The organism is Kocuria sp. HSID17590, from assembly GCF_003989485.1.
In the GTDB taxonomy this organism is placed as follows: domain Bacteria; phylum Actinomycetota; class Actinomycetes; order Actinomycetales; family Micrococcaceae; genus Kocuria; species Kocuria salsicia.
This window is the reverse complement of sequence record NZ_RBMB01000020.1, coordinates 24,625-41,518: the sequence shown is the minus strand read 5'-3', so window position 1 is coordinate 41,518 and position 16,894 is coordinate 24,625. Positions and strand designations below refer to the sequence as shown.

The window sequence follows — 16,894 nt, the reverse complement described above, 5'->3', positions numbered from 1 at the left end:
TGGCAGCAGTGGACGAGCAGGCGGGCCCCGACGGCGTGAAAGATCTGAGGGCGCCAGAACCGGGCCCAGACGGCCCGCCGGTCGTGGCCGTCGTGGGTCCCACGGGCACCGGAAAGTCCGACCTCGGGATTGCCTTGGCGCACCGGCTGGACGGCGAGGTCGTCAACGCGGACGCACTGCAGCTCTACTGTGGCATGGACATCGGCACGGCCAAGCTCCCGCCCGAGGAGAGGGGCGGGGTGCCGCACCACCTGCTGGACGTCCTGGAGATCCACGAGGAGGCCTCGGTCGCCGCGTTCCAGCGCGAGGCCCGCCGTGCCATCGCGGAGATCGCAGGACGAGGCCGCGTGCCGATCCTCGTGGGAGGTTCCGGTCTCTACGTCCGCGCAGTGCTCGACGACATCGAGTTCCCGGGCACGGACGCCGGCATCCGTGCGCGTCTCGAGGCGGAGCTCGCCCGGGACGGGCGGGGACCGCTGCTGGAACAGCTGGCCGCCGTGGACCCGGAGTCCTCCGCCCGGGTCAAGGACGAGCGGCGGCTGGTCCGGGCGCTGGAGGTCCACGAGCTCACGGGTCGACCGTTCACCTCCTTCATGCCGCGGCGCCGGTACGTGCGCCCCACCGTCCAGGTGGGCCTGGGCATGGACCGGGAGGTCCTCACCGAGCGCCTGGCCCGTCGCGTGGACGTCATGCTCGAGCGCGGCTGGCTGGAGGAGGTGCGTGCCCTGGAGGCGCGCGGTCTGCGCGAGAGCCCCACGGCGGGCAGGGCCCTGGGCTACCCGCAGCTGCTGGCCGTGCTGGACGGCACCCTCGACCTCGAGCAGGCGCGCGAGCAGACCGTGGCGGCGACGCGCCGGTTCACCAAGCGGCAGCGCACGTGGTTCGGCGCCGACCCGCGCGTCCACTGGCTCGACGCCGCCGCCCCCGTCGGTGTGGCGGAGCTCGCGGACCGCGCGCGGGCCGTGCTGCGCGGTCAGTAGGATGACGGCCATGACGGAAACGAGTGGGACAACGGGCCGCGCCGCGCACTGGCCGGAACTGGCGGGAGTGCGCGTGCGCAAGGCGCACGGCACGGGCAACGACTTCGTGGTCTTCACGGACCTGGACGGCTCCCTGGACGTCTCCGCGGACACGGTGGCCGCGGTGTGCGACCGGCACCTGGGCCTGGGCGGTGACGGTCTCATCCGCGCCGTGCGCGCCGAGCACGTGCCGGAGGGCCGTCGGCTCGCCGAGCGGTCGCCGGACGTCGAGTGGTTCATGGACTACCGCAACGGAGACGGCTCGCTCGCCCAGATGTGCGGCAACGGCGTGCGTGTGTTCGTGGACCACCTGGTGCGGGAGGGCCTCGTCGAGCTGTCCCGGGGCGCGCGGCTGCGGATCGGCACCCGGGCGGGTGTCCGCAGCGTCGCGCGCACGGCGGACGGGTACGCGGTGGACATGGGCCCCTGGAGCTTCGAGCACGGCGACGCCGCCCGCGAGCGCGGTTCCGACTGCCTGGTCTCGGTCTCGGGCCTCACGGTCCAGCGCCCGGGGATCTCGCTGAGCATGGGCAACCCGCACACGGTCGTCGCGCTGTCCGAGGGAGAGAAGCTGGACGCCCTGGACCTGCACACCGCGCCGGTCGTGGACCCGGCGCCGGCGGACGGCACGAACGTGGAGTTCGTGGTGCCCCTGGAGCACGACGACGACGCCGTGGGCCGCATCGAGATGCGCGTCTACGAGCGCGGGGTCGGGGAGACCTACTCGTGCGGCACGGGGGCGTGCGCCGCCGCGGCGGCCACGCGCTTCTGGGGCGGGCCGGACTCGCCGGACCGCTGGTTCGTGCGGGTCCCCGGGGGAGTCCTCTCGGTCACCTTCGTCCCGGCCCCGGACGGTACGGAGCACGTGGTGCTGGCCGGCCCGGTGCGGGTGGTGGCCACCGCCGAACTCGTGTGAGGCGCGGGGCGGCTGTGCGGCGTCGTCGTTCCCGCCACACCGCGGTGGCCCGTCGTCCCATGGTGACCCGCCGCACCCATGACGACCCGCCGCACCATGACGGCCCGCTGGGCAAGGGCGACCCGCTGCACCCGCGGTGATCCCCGCGGGTGCACGGGGATCAGTCCCACGGCACGGTGACCAGTTGCGCTGCGAGGATCAGCTGCGCTGCGCCACCGCGGTCAGTCCCGCTCCACCGCGATGACCCGGAAGCCCTTGTCCGTGGCCGCGCGGCGCACGTGGAACTCCTCCGGCAGGGTCTCCCGCAGCCACCGCTGGAGGGTGTCGCCGCCGAGGTTCTTCTGCACCACGAGCCACGCGCTGCCGCCGGGAGCGAGCCGGGGCAGCCACTGGGCGAGGATCTCGTGCAGGGCGTCCTTGCCCACGCGGATGGGCGGGTTGGACCAGATGGTGTCGAAGGTCCGCTCCGCGGGGACGTCCTCGGGCAGGAACGTCTGCACGCCCCGCAGTCCCAGCTCCTGCGCGTTGGCCGAGGTCAGGGCGAGGCTGCGCTCGTTGACGTCCACGGCCGTGACGCTCGCCTCCGGATCGGCCTGGGCCAGCGCGATGCTGAGCGGGCCCCAGCCGCAGCCGATGTCGAGGAACGAGTGGCCCCGGGGATCGGGGACGTTGCGCAGCAGCGCCGCCGTTCCCTTGTCGAGGGCCCCGGGGGAGAAGATCCCCGCGTCGGTGCCGACCTCCACGGTGCGTCCCCTCAGCTCCACGGTGATCCGGCGCGGCTTCTGCGCCACGGCGGGGTCGGAGACGAAGTAGTGCTGCGCGGAGGGCTCGGGGGTCATGGCTCCACATGGTAGTGCCCGCCCGGGTGTGTCGGTGCCCGGCGCTAGACTGGCAGCACTGACCACCCCTCCCGAACACAGGAATACATGACTGAATCTCACACCCACCGGGACGCCGCGCCGCAGGACTCCGCGCAGCCCGGTGACCTGACCGGCCCGGAGCTCGAGGACGTCGTCTCGAGGGTACTGGCCCGCGCACGCAGCCGCGCCGAGGCCCCCCTGGCGGGAGTCGGCTCCGATCCGGCCCACGGCGACGACGCCGAGACGGAGAGCGGGGCCCGCACCGGCCGCGAGCACCTGGGGCGCGCCCGGGAGCTGGCCGCGGAGAACGAGTACCACGGCGTCGGCGACGGCGACCAGCAGGACCTCGCGGAGCGCCACGCCCTGCGCCGCGTCGCGGGGCTGTCCACGGAGCTCGAGGACGTCACCGAGGTCGAGTACCGCCAGCTGCGCCTGGAGCGCGTGGTGCTCGCCGGCGTCTACTCGAGCGGCACCCTGGCGGACGCCGAGAACTCCCTGCGGGAACTCGCAGCCCTGGCGGAGACCGCCGGCTCCGAGGTCATGGACGGCCTGCTGCAGCGCCGCGTGAACCCGGACCCCGGGACGTACCTGGGCTCCGGCAAGGCCCTGGAGCTGAAGGACGTCGTGGCCGCCACGGGCGCGGACACCGTGGTCGTGGACGCCGAGCTCGCCCCGTCCCAGCGCCGCGCGCTGGAGGACGTGGTCAAGGTCAAGGTCATCGACCGTACCGGGCTCATCCTGGACATCTTCGCGCAGCACGCGAAGTCCAAGGAGGGCAAGGCACAGGTCGAGCTCGCGCAGCTCGAGTACATGCTTCCCCGCCTGCGCGGCTGGGGCGACTCCCTCTCGCGTCAGGCCGGCGGCCGTGCCGCGTCCGGCGAGGGCATCGGCAGCCGCGGACCCGGTGAGACCAAGATCGAGCTGGACCGCCGTCGCATCCGTCAGCGCATGGCCAAGCTGCGCCGCGAGATCGCCGGGATGAAGCCCGCGCGCGAGACCAAGCGGCTGAACCGCAAGCGCAACGCAGTGCCCTCCGTGGCCATCGCCGGCTACACCAACGCGGGGAAGTCCTCGCTCCTGAACCGGCTCACGGACGCCGGGGTCCTCGTGGAGAACGCACTGTTCGCCACGCTGGACCCCACCGTCCGCAAGGCGGAGACCCCGGACGGCATCGGCTACACCCTCGCGGACACCGTGGGCTTCGTGCGCTCGCTGCCCACGCAGCTGGTCGAGGCGTTCCGCTCCACGCTGGAGGAGGTGGCGGACGCGGACGTGATCGTGCACGTGGTGGACGCCTCCCACCCGGACCCCGAGGGCCAGCTCAAGGCCGTGCGTGACGTTCTCACGGACGTCGGTGCCAACGGCATCCCCGAGATCGTGGCGCTGAACAAGGCGGACATCGCGGATCCCGTGGTCCTCGCGCGGCTGCGCAACCACGAGAACCCCTCGGTGGCCGTCTCCGCCCGCACGGGAGAGGGGGTCGAGGAGCTGCAGCGCCTGATCGCGGCCGCCATCCCGCGCCCGGACCACGAGCTGGAGCTGCTGGTGCCCTACGTCCACGGCGAGGTCGTCTCACGGCTGCACGCCCAGGACGCCGAGATCCTGCGCACCGAGCACACGGAGGACGGCACCCGGCTGCACGTGCGGGTGCGGGAGGACCTCGTGGCGGACCTCGAGCCCTACCTGGTCCCGGACGCGGAGGATCCCGCCGGCGCATGACCTCCGTGTTCATCGACGAGACCGGGAAGGACATCTCGGACGTCCGCCCGGAGTCCCTGCCCGGGGGCGCGGACGCCCTCGAGCTGCTGGACGCCGCCGTCGCCGCACTGGGAGGCCAGCGGCGCGACGGGCAGCGTTTCATGGCCGCGAAGGTCGCCGAGGCGCTGGAGACCCGCAGACACCTGCTGGTACAGGCCGGAACGGGCACGGGCAAGTCCCTCGCGTACCTCGTTCCGGCGCTGCGCCACGCCCGGGACGCGGACAAGCCCGTGGTGGTCGCCACCGCCACGCTCGCCCTCCAGTCCCAGATCACCGGCCGGGACGTCCCCCGTCTGCTGGACGCTCTCGAGGACGAGCTCGACGAACGCCCCACCGTGGCCCTGCTCAAGGGCCGTTCCAACTACGCGTGCCTGCACAAGGTGGAGGGCGGCTACCCGGAGGACGACGACGCCGCGCTGTTCTCCGTGCCCGTCACGGCCACCGGTGGTGCCAGCTCCGGGGCGGAGCGTCCCCTCGGCGGGCTCGCCCAGCAGGTGGTGCGGCTGCGGGAGTGGGTCGAGTCCACCGAGACCGGTGACCGGGACGACGTCCAGCCCGGTGTCTCGGACGCCGCGTGGCGCCAGGTCTCGGTCACCGCGAAGGAGTGCCTGGGGCGCAAGTGCCCCCTCGTGGAGGAGTGCTTTGCCGAGCGGGCGCGCGCCCAGGCGGGAGAGGCGGACGTGGTGATCACCAACCACGCGCTGCTCGCGATCAACGCCTTCGAGGGACTCTCGGTGCTGCCCGAGCACGACGTCGTGATCGTGGACGAGGCCCACGAGCTGCGCGACCGTGTCACGGGAGCCGTGACGGCGTCGTTGTCCGCGGCGGCCGTGCGCGCGGCGGGAACCGGCGTGCGCAAGCACACGGCCGCCTCGGGTGAAGCGCTCGAGCGCGCCGCCGAGGCCTTCGACCGCGCCTTCGACGACGAGCAGTCCGGGCTGCTGCCCCGCGGCTTCACCGAGGAGCAGGTCTACGCGGTGCGGGGAGTCCAGGACGCGGCCCGCACGGGTCTGAGCGAGACCAAGGGGGAGAGCAAGGGAGAGGACGCCGGCCGCCACGCCGCGCGGTCGCGGCTCTCCGAGCTGCTCGACACCGCCGAGCGGATGCTGGGCGCGGACACCACCAGGGACGTCCTGTGGGTCTCCCGGGTGGGCAGGTGGAGTCCCGGAGCCGGGTACGTGGGGGCCGGCCCGGGGGAGCCCGCGACCCTGAACATCGCACCCCTCAGCGTGGCCGGGCCCCTGCGGGAGGGGCTGTTCGACGGCCGCACCGTGGTCCTGACCTCGGCCACGCTGGCCGTGGGCTCCTCCTTCTCGTCGGTCGCCGGATCGCTCGGGCTGCAGGGCCCAGGAGCACCGAAGTGGCGCGGCGTGGACGTCGGCAGCCCCTTCGACTACCGCAGCCAGGGCATCCTCTACGTGGCGAAGCACCTCGCGAAACCGGGTCGCGGGGTCTCGCACGAGCAGCTCGACGAGCTGCTGGAACTCCTCGAGGCGTCCGGGGGTGGCGCACTCGGTCTCTTCTCGTCCCGCCGCGCCGCGGAGGACGCCGCCGAGGCGCTGCGAGAACGGACGGAGCTGCCCATCCTGTGCCAGGGGGACGCCTCCCTGCCCTCGCTCGTCAAGGAGTTCACGGACGACCCCGCGGCAAGTCTCTTCGGCACCATGAGCCTGTGGCAGGGGGTGGACGTTCCCGGTCACTCCTGCCGACTCGTGGTGATCGACCGGATCCCGTTCCCGCGCCCCGACGATCCGCTGGGCACCGCGCGCACGCGTGCCACCGAGCGGGCGGGGGGCAACGGCTTCATGGCGGTCTCGGCCGCCCACGCCGCGGTGCGCCTCGCGCAGGGCGCCGGGCGACTGATCCGTTCGAGCGGGGACCGTGGCGTCGTCGCCGTGCTGGACTCCCGCCTGGCCACGGCCCGGTACGGAACCTTCCTCACCCGTTCGCTGCCACCACTGTGGCGCACCACGGACCGGCAGACGGTCCTCGGCGCGCTGAAGCGCCTCGACGCCTCCTGACGGAACCTCCGGGCAGGGCGTGGCTGTGTGGTGGGCCGAGGCGGGTACCGGTCACGACGACGCTGCCCCGGCTTGATGGTCCCGCTGGCGGGCACGCGTGTGGCACCGCCGTTCCGGTGACGGCAATGCACGGAGGCTCCGCGCCCCTGCTGCTGTGAGGCGCCACATGAGCGGGCGCCACGAGGCGGTGACGCGGCGCGGTGACTGGTTGTGCGGGCGGGCCTACAGGGCCCGGAACACTGAGACGACCTTGCCCATCACGGTGGCGTGGTCACCCAGGATCGGCTCGTAGCGCGTGTTCTGCGGCAGCAGCCAGGTGTGTCCGTCGCGCTGGCGGAACGTCTTGACGGTGGCCTCGTCGTCCAGCAGCGCGGCCACGACGTCGCCGTTCTCCGCCGAGTTCTGCTGGCGCACGACCACCCAGTCGCCGTCGCAGATGGCGGCGTCGATCATGGAGTCGCCGGAGACCTTCAGCATGAACAGCTGGCCGTGGCCCACGAACTGGCGCGGGAGGGAGAAGACGTCCTCGACCGACTGCTCGGCCGTGATGGGACCGCCGGCCGCGATGCGCCCCACGAGCGGAACCGAGACCATGGCGGAGGACTCGTCCGCGGAGGGGAGGTCCCCGATCGTGTGGACGGCCGGGGACGGGGCACGCCCCGCCGTCTCCCCACGGGCGTCTGGAGCATCCTGCTCGGCTCCCAGGTGGCGGTCCAGCTCCTCGGCGCTCAGCGGCCGGAGCATCTCCATGGCACGGGGGCGGCGGGGATCGCGGCGGAGGTAGCCCCACTTCTCGAGCTGGCCGAGCTGGTGCGTGACGCTGGAGAGGGAGGCCAGGCCCACGATGTCCCCGATCTCCCTCATGGACGGCGGGTAGCCCCGCGAGGCGATGGAGCGCTGGACGGCGGCCAGGATCTTGGCCTGCCGCGGGGTGAGCGAACGCGCGCGGGTCTCGGCCGCGTGGCGTTCCGGGGAAGAAGTGCTCACGTGCGGGGTCCTTTCACCGTGTCACGCGGTGCGACGGTGTCCCAGGGGGACGGCGCGGCGCCGGGGCGCTTATGCGTGTCGGAGACGTGGGGTCGACTGACTGCTGTGTGACCTCGAGCTTAACCCGCGCGAGGCCGTCGATTCAAATATGTGTTCGAAAACATCCTCGACAGCGTTCGTACATCCGTGCTAGAACTGAACCCTGCCATTCGAAGATGTGTTCTACGAAGGCAGTACAGGATTCGAACACCGTCACCGGGAGGTGGCGCCGCCCCGATCACCAGGAGGTTGTCATGACCGCACTCATCATGCCGAAGTCCCTACGTCGCGGTGCCGCCGCACCCGTGTCCCGCATCTCCCGGGCCGTCCGTCGCCCGGCCTCGGTCGCCGCTCCGGCAGCCACCCGCGGGGCGAGCACGGTGCGCGCAGCCGGTGCGAGTGCCAGCGTGCGCCGCACGGACGGTGGGGGCGCAAGCACCGGCTCCGGCGTGCACCTCACGCGCCGTGGGCGCTTCTTCCTGATCGGGCTCCCGTTCGTCACCGGTGCCGCGGCGCTGCTCGTGGTCGCCGCCGTGTTCCTCCTCCCCGCGACCGTCAAGGCCTCGACCGACAGCGTGACGGAGCCGGTCACCCGCAGCGTCACAGTGCAGTCGAACCAGACCCTCTGGGAGATCGCCGCCTCGGCGGACCCCCAGCGCGACACCCGCGAGGTCATGAGCGACATCGCGGAGCTCAACGGGCTCTCCTCGCCCTCGCTCACGGCCGGACAGGTCCTCGAGGTGCCAACCCGCTGATGCCCTCCTGGGCCGGGGATCCCGGGTCGGAGCAGACGACGCCGGTGCGCCGTCGTGTTCGACACCTCGGAACCGCGCGGAGAAGTTCCACGGAGAATTTCCACCGAGAACTTCGACGGAGAAGTTCATAGACTGGAGCGGTGAATGATCCTGCCGCACCCCTCGACTCCCTTCCGCTGCGCGACGACCTGCGCGGAATGTCCCCGTACGGGGCTCCCCAGCTGCAGGTCGCGGTCGCTCTGAACACGAACGAGAACACGCATCCCGTGCCGGGCGAGGTCGTGGAGGCCATCACCCAACGAGTGCACGAGACGGCGGCGTCCCTGAACCGTTACCCGGACCGCGACTTCACAGACCTGCGCCGCGCACTCGCCGACTACCTGGGGCACGGTCTCACCGAGGACAACCTCTGGGCGGCCAACGGCTCGAACGAGATCCTGCAGCAGATCCTCCAGGCCTTCGGAGGGCCTGGCCGCTCCGTGCTGAGCTTCGTCCCCACCTATTCGATGTACCCCCTGCTGGCACTCGGCACCGGTACGGAGTTCATCGCGGGGGACCGCGCGGAGGACTTCTCCCTCTCGGCGGAGTCGGCGTCGCAGCAGGTGCGGGCCCACGCACCGGACGTCGTCTTCCTGTGCTCACCGAACAACCCCACGGGCACTGCGCTGGGCCTAGACGTGGTCCGTGCGGTGTACGAGGCGGGAGAGGCCACCAACACCGTGGTGGTCGTGGACGAGGCGTATGCCGAGTTCGCCCGTTTCGGCACGCCGTCCGCCCTGACCCTGCTGGAGGGCCGGCCCCGGCTGATCGTGACCCGCACCATGAGCAAGGCCTTCGCACTGGCCGGGGCGAGGCTCGGGTACTTCGCGGCGGCCCGCGAGGTTGCGGATGCCATGCGGCTCGTGCGCCTGCCCTACCACCTCTCGAGCGTCACCCAGGCGACGGCGCTGGCGGCGCTGGCGCACCACGGGACACTGCTCGCCACGGTGGAGGACGTCAAGATGCAGCGGGACCGGATCGTGGACGAGCTCAAGCGCATGGGTCTGACCCCGGCGGAGTCCGATTCCAACTTCGTCTTCTTCGCGTGCCACGGGGACGCGCACGAGATGTGGCAGGCGCTCCTGGACCGGGGCGTCCTGGTGCGCGACGTCGGCATCCCCGGTCACCTGCGCGTCACCGCCGGCACGGAGGCCGAGAACACCGCGTTCCTCGAGGCCGTGGAGGACCACCTGTCCGTCCGCTGACGCGGCACCCGGGCCAGGCGGGGCGAGGCCCGCAGCCAACCGGGACCGCCCCGGCGGGAATTGCCCCGCGCTGAACGAGGGGCCCGCGTCCACCCGGGCCGCGAGGAGGTCTCGTTAGCCCGGTCAAGCCGGTCGGAGGGCCCGCCTAGACTGGAACGGTCCCGTGAAGGGTCGCGGGACGCGAACACCAAGGAGTCATCGCAGCACATGAGCGCAGCCGAGAACCAGCGAACCGCCACCGTGGAGCGCGTGACGAGCGAGTCCACGGTGCGCGTGAGCGTCAACCTGGACGGCACGGGGACGTCGCGGATCGAGACGACCGTCCCGTTCTACAACCACATGCTCACCGCCCTGTCCAAGCACTCCCTGATCGACCTGGACGTCCAGGCGCACGGTGACACGGACATCGACGTCCACCACACCGTGGAGGACACGGCGATCGTGCTCGGAGAGGCGTTGCACGAGGCCCTCGGGGACAAGCGCGGGATCCGCCGTTTCGGGCAGGCCACCGTGCCGCTGGACGAGGCCCTGGCCTCCGCGGTGGTGGACGTCTCCGGCCGCCCGTACACCGTGCACCTCGGCGAGCCGGAGGGGCAGCAGTACCACCTGATCGGCGGTCACTTCACCGGGTCCATGACCCGTCACGTCTTCGAGTCCCTGGCCCACCACGCGCAGCTGTGCCTGCACGTGGAGCTCCTCCGCGGCCGGGACCCGCACCACATCGTCGAGGCCCAGTTCAAGGCCCTGGCGCGTGCGCTGCGCGAGGCCGTGGAGCTGGATCCGCGCATGGCAGGCTCCATCCCGTCCACGAAGGGCGCACTGTGAGCGGGGTGGACACCGGAGTCCGTGACGCTCCCGACGTCGTCGTGCTGGACTATGGGGCCGGCAACGTCCGCTCTGCGGTCCGGGCGCTCGAGGAGGCCGGGGCGCGCGTGAAGCTCAGCGCGGACCCCCGCGACGTCGCGGACGCGGACGGGCTGCTCGTCCCGGGCGTGGGTGCCTTCGAGGCGGTCATGTCCGGGCTGCGCGCCGTGGACGCGCCGCGTCTGATCGACCGTCGTCTCAGCGGCGGCCGGCCGGTCCTGGGCATCTGCGTGGGACTGCAGGTCATGTTCGAGCGCGGTGTGGAGCACGGCCGCGAGTCCGAGGGACTGGGCCAGTGGCCGGGGACGGTCGAACGGCTGGCCGCTCCCGTGGTTCCCCACATGGGCTGGAACACGGTGCAGCCTCCGGAGGGTTCCGTGCTGTTCCGCGGGCTCGAGGACGAGAGGTTCTACTTCGTGCACTCCTACGGGGTCCAGGACTGGGCGTTCGACCAGAGCATCGAGCAGATGTCCCCGCCGGCCGTCACCTGGGCCGAGCACGGGGCCCCGTTCGTGGCCGCCGTCGAGAACGGTCCGCTGAGCGCCACGCAGTTCCACCCCGAGAAGTCTTCGCACGCGGGCATCGCACTGCTGCGCAACTGGCTCGACACGCTCCCGCGCACCGGCCGCATGCAGGGGCGCATGCCCGCAACCGGATCGGAGGCCACCCCGTGACACCCTCACTCCTGGTGCTCGTGGCGGGGGCGTTCTTCGTGGGAGGCGCCATCTCGTTCCACCAGCAGCGCAAACCCCTGTGGTCGGTGGTCCTGATCGCCGTCATCGCCGCGGCACTCATCGGCTACGGGGCGTACTCGTGGTCCGTGAGCGTGTGAGGCCCCGCCGCCGAGACGTCCCCGGACACCCATCGACACCCTGACCGCGCCACCCGGCGCTGACGCGAGGAGAGACATGACAGAGACCACCGAACCCCGCCTCGAGCTGCTTCCGGCGGTGGACGTCCAGGGCGGACAGGCCGTGCGCCTCGTCCAGGGCGAAGCGGGTTCCGAGACCGGATACGGAGATCCGCTGGAGGCCGCGCGCTCGTGGCAGGACGCCGGGGCCGAGTGGCTCCACCTGGTGGACCTCGACGCCGCGTTCGGCCGCGGCGACAACATCGAGGTGCTGCGTCGTGTGGCGCAGAACCTCGACCTGAAGATCGAGATGTCCGGGGGCATCCGCGACGACGAGTCCCTGGAGCGTGTCCTGTCCCTGCGGCCCGCGCGCATCAACCTCGGCACCGCGGCTCTGGAGAACCCGGAGTGGACGCGTCGGGTGATCGCGGAGCACGGGGACCTGATCGCCGTGGGGCTGGACGTTCGCGGCAGCACGCTCGCGGCGCGTGGCTGGACCCGTGACGGCGGGGACCTCTGGGAAGTCCTCGACCGGCTGGAGGCGGACGGCTGTGCACGCTACGTGGTCACGGACGTGACCAAGGACGGCACTCTCCGTGGCCCGAACACCGAGCTGCTCGCGGAGGTGGCGCGACGCACGGACAAGCCCGTGGTGGCCTCCGGCGGCATCTCTTCGCTCGAGGACATCGCGGCACTGCGCGAGCTCGTGTCCACGGGCGTCGAGGGCGCCATCGTGGGCAAGGCCCTCTACGCGGGGCGGTTCACGCTCTCCGAGGCACTCGACGTCGCCGGTCGCCCCGGTGCCTGAGACCCCGCACGCCCGCCCCCTGCCCCCGCACATCGCCGCCCAGCTGCGGTCGGCGGGTGGGCCCACCGACACCGGCGGTCAGGCCTGGGAGGGGCGGAACCTGGGGGAGGGCACGAGCCACACCCACCAGTTCCCGGAGGATCCCGGCACCGCGGACCGGCAGCTCGAACGAGCGCTCACCGCGTGGCGTGAGGGGCGGCTGGGCGAGCAGGACGTCGTGGCGGCCCTCGGCTCCGCGCGCGTCTTCGTGCCCATCGTGGCGCGGGTCTCCCAGTCCCACATCACCGAGGACGGGCTGGTCTCCGACAAGGAGGCGGACATGGCCCTCGTGAGCCTCACGGCGTCGGACGGCCGCGCGGCCCTTCCCGTCTTCACCTCAACCGCCGCGCTGCAGGCGTGGAACGCGCAGGCCCGTCCCGTGGCGGTGGAGATCCGCCGTGCGGCACTGTCCGCGGTGCAGGACGGCTCCGCGATGCTCGTGCTGGACCCCGGAACGGACCCGGCGTTCGTCGTGCGCCGGCCGGCCCTGTGGGCGGTCGCGCAGGGGCGGGACTGGACTCCGTCCTACCGGGACTTCGCGGTGGACGACGCCGTGATGCGCGCGGGTCTCGGTCTCGACGGCGTGCAGGCCGCGCTCGCCGGGCCGGGCCGCGGCGTCGCCGCCGTCCGCGCGGACGGGACCGCTCTCACGGGCGGGGGCGAGGGCCCGGAGCTGACCGTGACCCTGCAGCTGCGCGCGGGCATGTCCCAGGACGAGGTCCGGGCCGCCGTGGAGCGCTACCAGCAGCGTCTCGCTGCCGAGCAGGTCATGGCGGACGCCGTGGACTCCGTGGAGCTGCGCCTCACCTCCTGAGGAGCCTCCCGCGCAGAGAGAACAGCGGGAACGGCCCGCGACCGGAGTGGTCGTGGGCCGTTCTCGTGAGGCGTTCTGCTCGTTGCGGGTTCTGCGCCTGTTCTGCGCGGGTGTCAGCCGTAGACGGGACCGGTGAACTTCTCGCCGGGGCCGGCGCCCGGGGCGTCCGGGAACGGGGAGGCCTCGCGGAAGGCCAGCTGCAGGGACTTCAGGCCGTCACGCAGGGGTCCCGCGTGCTGCGAGCCGATCTCCGGAGCGGCTGCCGTGACGAAGCCGGCCAGCGCCGTGATGAGCTTGCGCGCCTCGTCGAGGTCCTTGAGCTCATCGGCGTCCTCGTCCGCGGCCAGGCCGCACTTCACGGCGGCGGCGCTCATGAGGTGCACCGCGGCGGTGGTGATCACCTCCACCGCGGGAACCTCCGCGATGTCGCGCATCTGCCCCTGGACCGCGTCCACCGCGTCATCGGGGAGGCCGGGGGTCTCGGCGGGGTGCTCGTGGTCGGCGGGGGCGGTGCCGGGGGCGTCGGTGAATTCGTAGCGCTCGGAGCGCGGTGCGTCGGACATGCGTCCCACTGTAGAACAGCGGCGCCGCGCGGACAGCGGGGCGACGACGGCGCACGGCCCGTCCGGCGTCGCCCCCGGGTTTTCCTCGGCCCCCCCTTCCGGGCGGGCGCCGTCCGGGAGTGCGCGGTCCCGCCCCACACGGCCCCGGGTGGCCGAGTGGGGCGTCGGTGCGCTACGATGGACGGCAGTGTGCAAGCGGAGGCGACTCCCACCCGTTACCGACAGCCCCCGAGAGATCGAGGAGCAACAGGTGTTCGGGTTCGTGACCGAACGAGCACTTCCCGGCCAGTCCGGGGAGAGTGCTCGACTCATCGGTCCCCAGTGTGGTTCCCCACCTCCGCTCGCGCGTGCCGCAGCGGAGGTTTTTTCGTTGCGGTCGAGGACCCGACAGCGGGACAACCCACGAACCTAGGAGCTTGGCATTAGCGATCCACGTATCAATGACAGAATCCGCGTCCCGGAAGTCCGTCTGGTCGGACCTGGCGGCGAGCAGGTCGGCATCGTGCGCGTCCAGGACGCGCTGCGGCTGGCCCGTGAATCGGATCTCGATCTGGTCGAGGTCGCCCCGAACGCCAAGCCCCCGGTGGCCAAGCTCATGGACTTCGGCAAGTACAAGTACGAAGCAGCGGTCAAGGCCCGTGAGTCCCGCAAGAACCAGGCCAACACGGTGCTCAAGGAAGTGCGTTTCCGTCTGAAGATCGACACGCACGACTACGAGACCAAGGTGGGCCACGCCAAGCGCTTCCTCTCCGCGGGGGACAAGGTCAAGGCCATGATCCAGTTCCGCGGCCGTGAGCAGCAGCGCCCCGAGATGGGTGTCCGCCTGCTGCAGCGCCTCGCGGACGACGTCGCGGACGTCGGCGCGGTGGAGACCACGCCCCGCGTGGACGGCCGCAACATGGTCATGGTCATCGGCCCGCTGAAGAACAAGGCGGAGGCCCGCGCCGAGGCCCGCAAGCAGCAGCAGCGTGAGAAGTCCAAGGCGGACAACGAGCGCAGGCAGCGTGTGGACACCTCTTCCGCGGAGTCGGTGACCCAGTCCATCGGGGACGCGTTCCCCGAGGAGCTGCGCCAGGCGGCGTCGGCCCCGGCCGAGGAGAAGCCTGCCACGCAGGCCGAGGCGCCCCAGGAGGCTGCCCCCGAGGCACCCGTGGAGTCCGCCCCCGTGGCGGCCGAGGACGAGGTCAAGGCCACCGTGGCGCCGGCGAGCGAGACGACGGAGACCGTCGTGGAGCCCGCGGCCGAGGAGAAGGCTGCCAAGCCGGCGGCTGAGGCCAAGGCCGAGCCCGCTGCGACCGAGGCGAAGCCCGCTGCGAGCAAGCCTGCGGCGTCGGCGAAGCCTGCCGCCGCTGCAAAGCCCGCCGCGTCGGCCAAGCCGGCGGCGAGCAAGCCGAGCGCTTCTGCGAAGCCCGCGGCCCCGAAGCCGGGTGCGCCCAAGCCGGGTGCCGGCAAGCCCGGTCCGGCCAAGAAGTAGCGCCGCACAAGGATTGACAGCGTCGGGCGTGTGATCGCCCGGCATCAGCATGGCCGCGGCCCCGTGCCGCGGCCCGCCGGTGTGTGACACCGGTCGATGGAGAAGGAGACGGCCACCATGCCGAAGATGAAGACCCACAGCGGGACCAAGAAGCGTTTCAAGCTGACCGGTTCGGGCAAGGTCAAGCGCCAGCAGGCGAACCGCCGCCACTACCTGGAGCACAAGTCCTCCCGCCTGACCCGCCGTCTCGCGAGCGACCAGATCGTCTCCACCCCGGGCGAGGCCAAGGTCATCAAGCGGATGCTGGGCAAGTAGGCCCTCTTTCGTCCCCTCAGCAGTTCGCCGCGGCAGCGCGGCGGGTAGACATGTTCCGGCTCCGGCCGGGACCGAATCGTTAGGAGTACACACGTGGCACGTGTGAAGCGGGCAGTCAACGCCCACAAGAAGCGTCGGGAAGTCCTCGAGAAGGCGTCGGGCTACCGCGGACAGCGTTCGCGCCTGTACCGCAAGGCCAAGGAGCAGATGCTCCACTCGTACACCTACTCGTACAACGACCGCCGGAAGAAGAAGGGTGACTTCCGCCGGCTGTGGATCCAGCGCATCAACGCCGCGTCCCGCGCCAACGGCCTGACGTACAACCGCCTCATCCAGGGCCTGAAGGCCGCTGAGGTCGAGGTGGACCGCCGCATGCTGGCCGAGCTGGCCGTCAACGACGAGACCGCCTTCGCGGCCCTGGTCCAGGTGGCCAAGGACGCCCTGCCGGAGGACACCTCCGCGCCGCGCGCCGCCGCCTGAGCACTGTCGTGACGTTCGTCGAGCGCCTGGACAACCGGCTTCTGTCCAATCCCCGAGCCGATCGGGTGAAGGACGTGGCCGCGCTGACCAGGCGCTCGACGCGTTCCAGGCGCGGGCTCTTCCGGGCCGAGGGCCCGCAGAACGTGCGGGAGGCCGTGCGTCTCGCGCTCGCCACGATTTCCCGCACAGCGCCGGGTCAGGATGCGCCAGGCCAGGGCGACCCGGACCGCGCGCCGTCGGGCCCGGACTCGACAGCCGGGGGCCTGCCCGTCCTCGACGCGGTCTACGTGACGCTCGAGGAGCTGTCCCGGCACCCGGAGATCGCCGCGGACCTCGCGGAGCTCGACTCCCGCGGGGGCGTGTTCATCCGCGCCGTCACCCCGGAGGTGCTCGGCGCCATGACGGACGCGGTCACGCCCCAGGGCATGCTGGCCGTGTGCCGGCTCCCGGAGGGGACGACGACGCCGCACGCCGCCTTCCCCGATCTCACGTGCGTTCTCGTGCGCGTCCAGGACCCCGGCAACGCCGGCACGGTGGTGCGGGCCGCGGATGCCGCCGGGGCGCAGAGCGTGGCGTTCACCGCGGGCAGCGTGGACCCCTTCAACCCCAAGGCCGTGCGTTCCAGCGCGGGCTCCCTCTTCCACGTCCCCGTGCTCACGGGCCTGGACCTGGACGAGTTCTCCACCGCGGCGCACGCCGCGGGTGTCACCGTGCTCGCCGCGGACGGCCGCGCGGACACGAGCGTCGACGAACTCGCGGATGCCGCACTGCTGCGCCACGCGGGTCTCGAGACCCCCTCTTCTTCTGCCGTGCGCCTCGAGCAGCCCACGGCGTGGCTGTTCGGCAACGAGGCGCAGGGCCTGGACGAGCACGAACGCGCACAGGCGGATGCCGCGGTGGCCGTCCCCCTGCACGGGCGCGCCGAGTCCCTCAACGTGGGCACGGCCGCGACCGTGTGCCTCTACGCCTCGGCGCGGGCGCAGCGCCGCGGCCCGGTCGACGTCGTCTCCGGGGACCCCGCGTGACGGCGCCCGGTACCCGCTCGAACGACGGGCGCGGCGCGGGAGACGAGCCGGCGCACGGCCGTC

At 72.2% G+C, this 16,894-nt stretch carries 18 protein-coding genes; 15 read left to right on the top strand and 3 right to left on the bottom strand.

Going from position 1 to position 16,894, the window contains the following annotated elements; translation table 11 throughout:
- Positions 1–44: 44 nt before the first annotated feature.
- Both miaA and dapF read left to right on the top strand, forming a co-directional pair.
- Complete coding sequence (miaA, locus tag D8M39_RS08460; protein ID WP_126874831.1) at positions 45–980, top strand: tRNA (adenosine(37)-N6)-dimethylallyltransferase MiaA; 936 nt, start codon at positions 45–47, stop codon at positions 978–980.
- A 10-nt stretch (positions 981–990) separates the two neighbouring features.
- Positions 991–1,935 (top strand): diaminopimelate epimerase, encoded by a 945-nt coding sequence (gene dapF / locus D8M39_RS08455; RefSeq protein WP_371413773.1) that lies wholly within the window; start codon positions 991–993, stop codon positions 1,933–1,935.
- 221 nt (positions 1,936–2,156) lie between these two features.
- Here dapF and D8M39_RS08450 read toward each other — a convergent pair whose 3' ends face one another.
- Positions 2,157–2,774, bottom strand: coding sequence for a class I SAM-dependent methyltransferase (locus tag D8M39_RS08450; protein ID WP_126874818.1), 618 nt, complete (start codon positions 2,772–2,774; stop codon positions 2,157–2,159).
- Between the two features lie 87 nt (positions 2,775–2,861).
- Between D8M39_RS08450 and hflX the strand changes: the two genes are divergently transcribed.
- Both hflX and D8M39_RS08440 read left to right on the top strand, forming a co-directional pair.
- Complete coding sequence (gene hflX, locus D8M39_RS08445; protein WP_094393654.1) at positions 2,862–4,514, top strand: GTPase HflX; 1,653 nt, start codon at positions 2,862–2,864, stop codon at positions 4,512–4,514.
- Entirely contained in the window at positions 4,511–6,574 is a 2,064-nt protein-coding gene (locus D8M39_RS08440; RefSeq protein ID WP_126874817.1) for an ATP-dependent DNA helicase, read from the top strand. Before hflX ends, D8M39_RS08440 begins: the two co-directional genes overlap by 4 nt.
- A gap of 222 nt (positions 6,575–6,796) precedes the next feature.
- On the opposite strand, the gene lexA is transcribed toward D8M39_RS08440, so the two are convergent.
- Positions 6,797–7,561, bottom strand: a complete 765-nt coding sequence (gene lexA, locus D8M39_RS08435; protein WP_055083795.1) for a transcriptional repressor LexA — start codon at positions 7,559–7,561, stop codon at positions 6,797–6,799.
- Positions 7,562–7,854: 293 nt separating this feature from the next.
- On the opposite strand from lexA, the gene D8M39_RS08430 reads away from it, so the two are divergent.
- From D8M39_RS08430 to D8M39_RS08405, 7 genes are all read left to right on the top strand, one after another.
- A complete protein-coding gene (locus D8M39_RS08430) occupies positions 7,855–8,355 on the top strand; it encodes a LysM peptidoglycan-binding domain-containing protein (RefSeq protein ID WP_083482394.1) in 501 nt (166 codons plus the stop codon).
- Between the two features lie 140 nt (positions 8,356–8,495).
- Positions 8,496–9,599, top strand: a complete 1,104-nt coding sequence (locus D8M39_RS08425; RefSeq protein WP_055083797.1) for a histidinol-phosphate transaminase — start codon at positions 8,496–8,498, stop codon at positions 9,597–9,599.
- Between the two features lie 207 nt (positions 9,600–9,806).
- Complete coding sequence (hisB, locus tag D8M39_RS08420) at positions 9,807–10,424, top strand: imidazoleglycerol-phosphate dehydratase HisB (protein WP_055083799.1); 618 nt, start codon at positions 9,807–9,809, stop codon at positions 10,422–10,424.
- Complete coding sequence (gene hisH, locus D8M39_RS08415) at positions 10,421–11,137, top strand: imidazole glycerol phosphate synthase subunit HisH (RefSeq protein ID WP_094393656.1); 717 nt, start codon at positions 10,421–10,423, stop codon at positions 11,135–11,137. Before hisB ends, hisH begins: the two co-directional genes overlap by 4 nt.
- Positions 11,134–11,295, top strand: a complete 162-nt coding sequence (locus D8M39_RS12735; RefSeq protein WP_164497809.1) for a hypothetical protein — start codon at positions 11,134–11,136, stop codon at positions 11,293–11,295. Before hisH ends, D8M39_RS12735 begins: the two co-directional genes overlap by 4 nt.
- Before the next feature lie 76 nt (positions 11,296–11,371).
- Complete coding sequence (gene priA, locus D8M39_RS08410; RefSeq protein ID WP_055083802.1) at positions 11,372–12,121, top strand: bifunctional 1-(5-phosphoribosyl)-5-((5-phosphoribosylamino)methylideneamino)imidazole-4-carboxamide isomerase/phosphoribosylanthranilate isomerase PriA; 750 nt, start codon at positions 11,372–11,374, stop codon at positions 12,119–12,121.
- Positions 12,114–12,974, top strand: a complete 861-nt coding sequence (locus tag D8M39_RS08405) for an SseB family protein (RefSeq protein WP_094393657.1) — start codon at positions 12,114–12,116, stop codon at positions 12,972–12,974. Before priA ends, D8M39_RS08405 begins: the two co-directional genes overlap by 8 nt.
- A 113-nt stretch (positions 12,975–13,087) precedes the next feature.
- Here D8M39_RS08405 and D8M39_RS08400 read toward each other — a convergent pair whose 3' ends face one another.
- Positions 13,088–13,537, bottom strand: a complete 450-nt coding sequence (locus D8M39_RS08400; protein WP_126874816.1) for a DUF1844 domain-containing protein — start codon at positions 13,535–13,537, stop codon at positions 13,088–13,090.
- Positions 13,538–13,958: 421 nt separating this feature from the next.
- Here D8M39_RS08400 and infC point away from each other — a divergent pair, with 421 nt between their 5' ends.
- From infC to D8M39_RS08380, 4 genes are all read left to right on the top strand, one after another.
- Complete coding sequence (gene infC / locus D8M39_RS08395) at positions 13,959–15,011, top strand: translation initiation factor IF-3 (RefSeq protein WP_055085661.1); 1,053 nt, start codon at positions 13,959–13,961, stop codon at positions 15,009–15,011.
- 117 nt (positions 15,012–15,128) lie between these two features.
- A complete protein-coding gene (gene rpmI / locus D8M39_RS08390; protein WP_055085669.1) occupies positions 15,129–15,326 on the top strand; it encodes a 50S ribosomal protein L35 in 198 nt (65 codons plus the stop codon).
- A gap of 93 nt (positions 15,327–15,419) precedes the next feature.
- Positions 15,420–15,806: a 50S ribosomal protein L20 gene (rplT, locus tag D8M39_RS08385; RefSeq protein ID WP_055085659.1), complete on the top strand. Its 387-nt coding sequence runs from the start codon at positions 15,420–15,422 to the stop codon at positions 15,804–15,806.
- 8 nt (positions 15,807–15,814) lie between these two features.
- Positions 15,815–16,831, top strand: a complete 1,017-nt coding sequence (locus tag D8M39_RS08380) for an RNA methyltransferase (protein WP_126874815.1) — start codon at positions 15,815–15,817, stop codon at positions 16,829–16,831.
- The last annotated feature ends 63 nt before the right edge of the window (positions 16,832–16,894 follow it).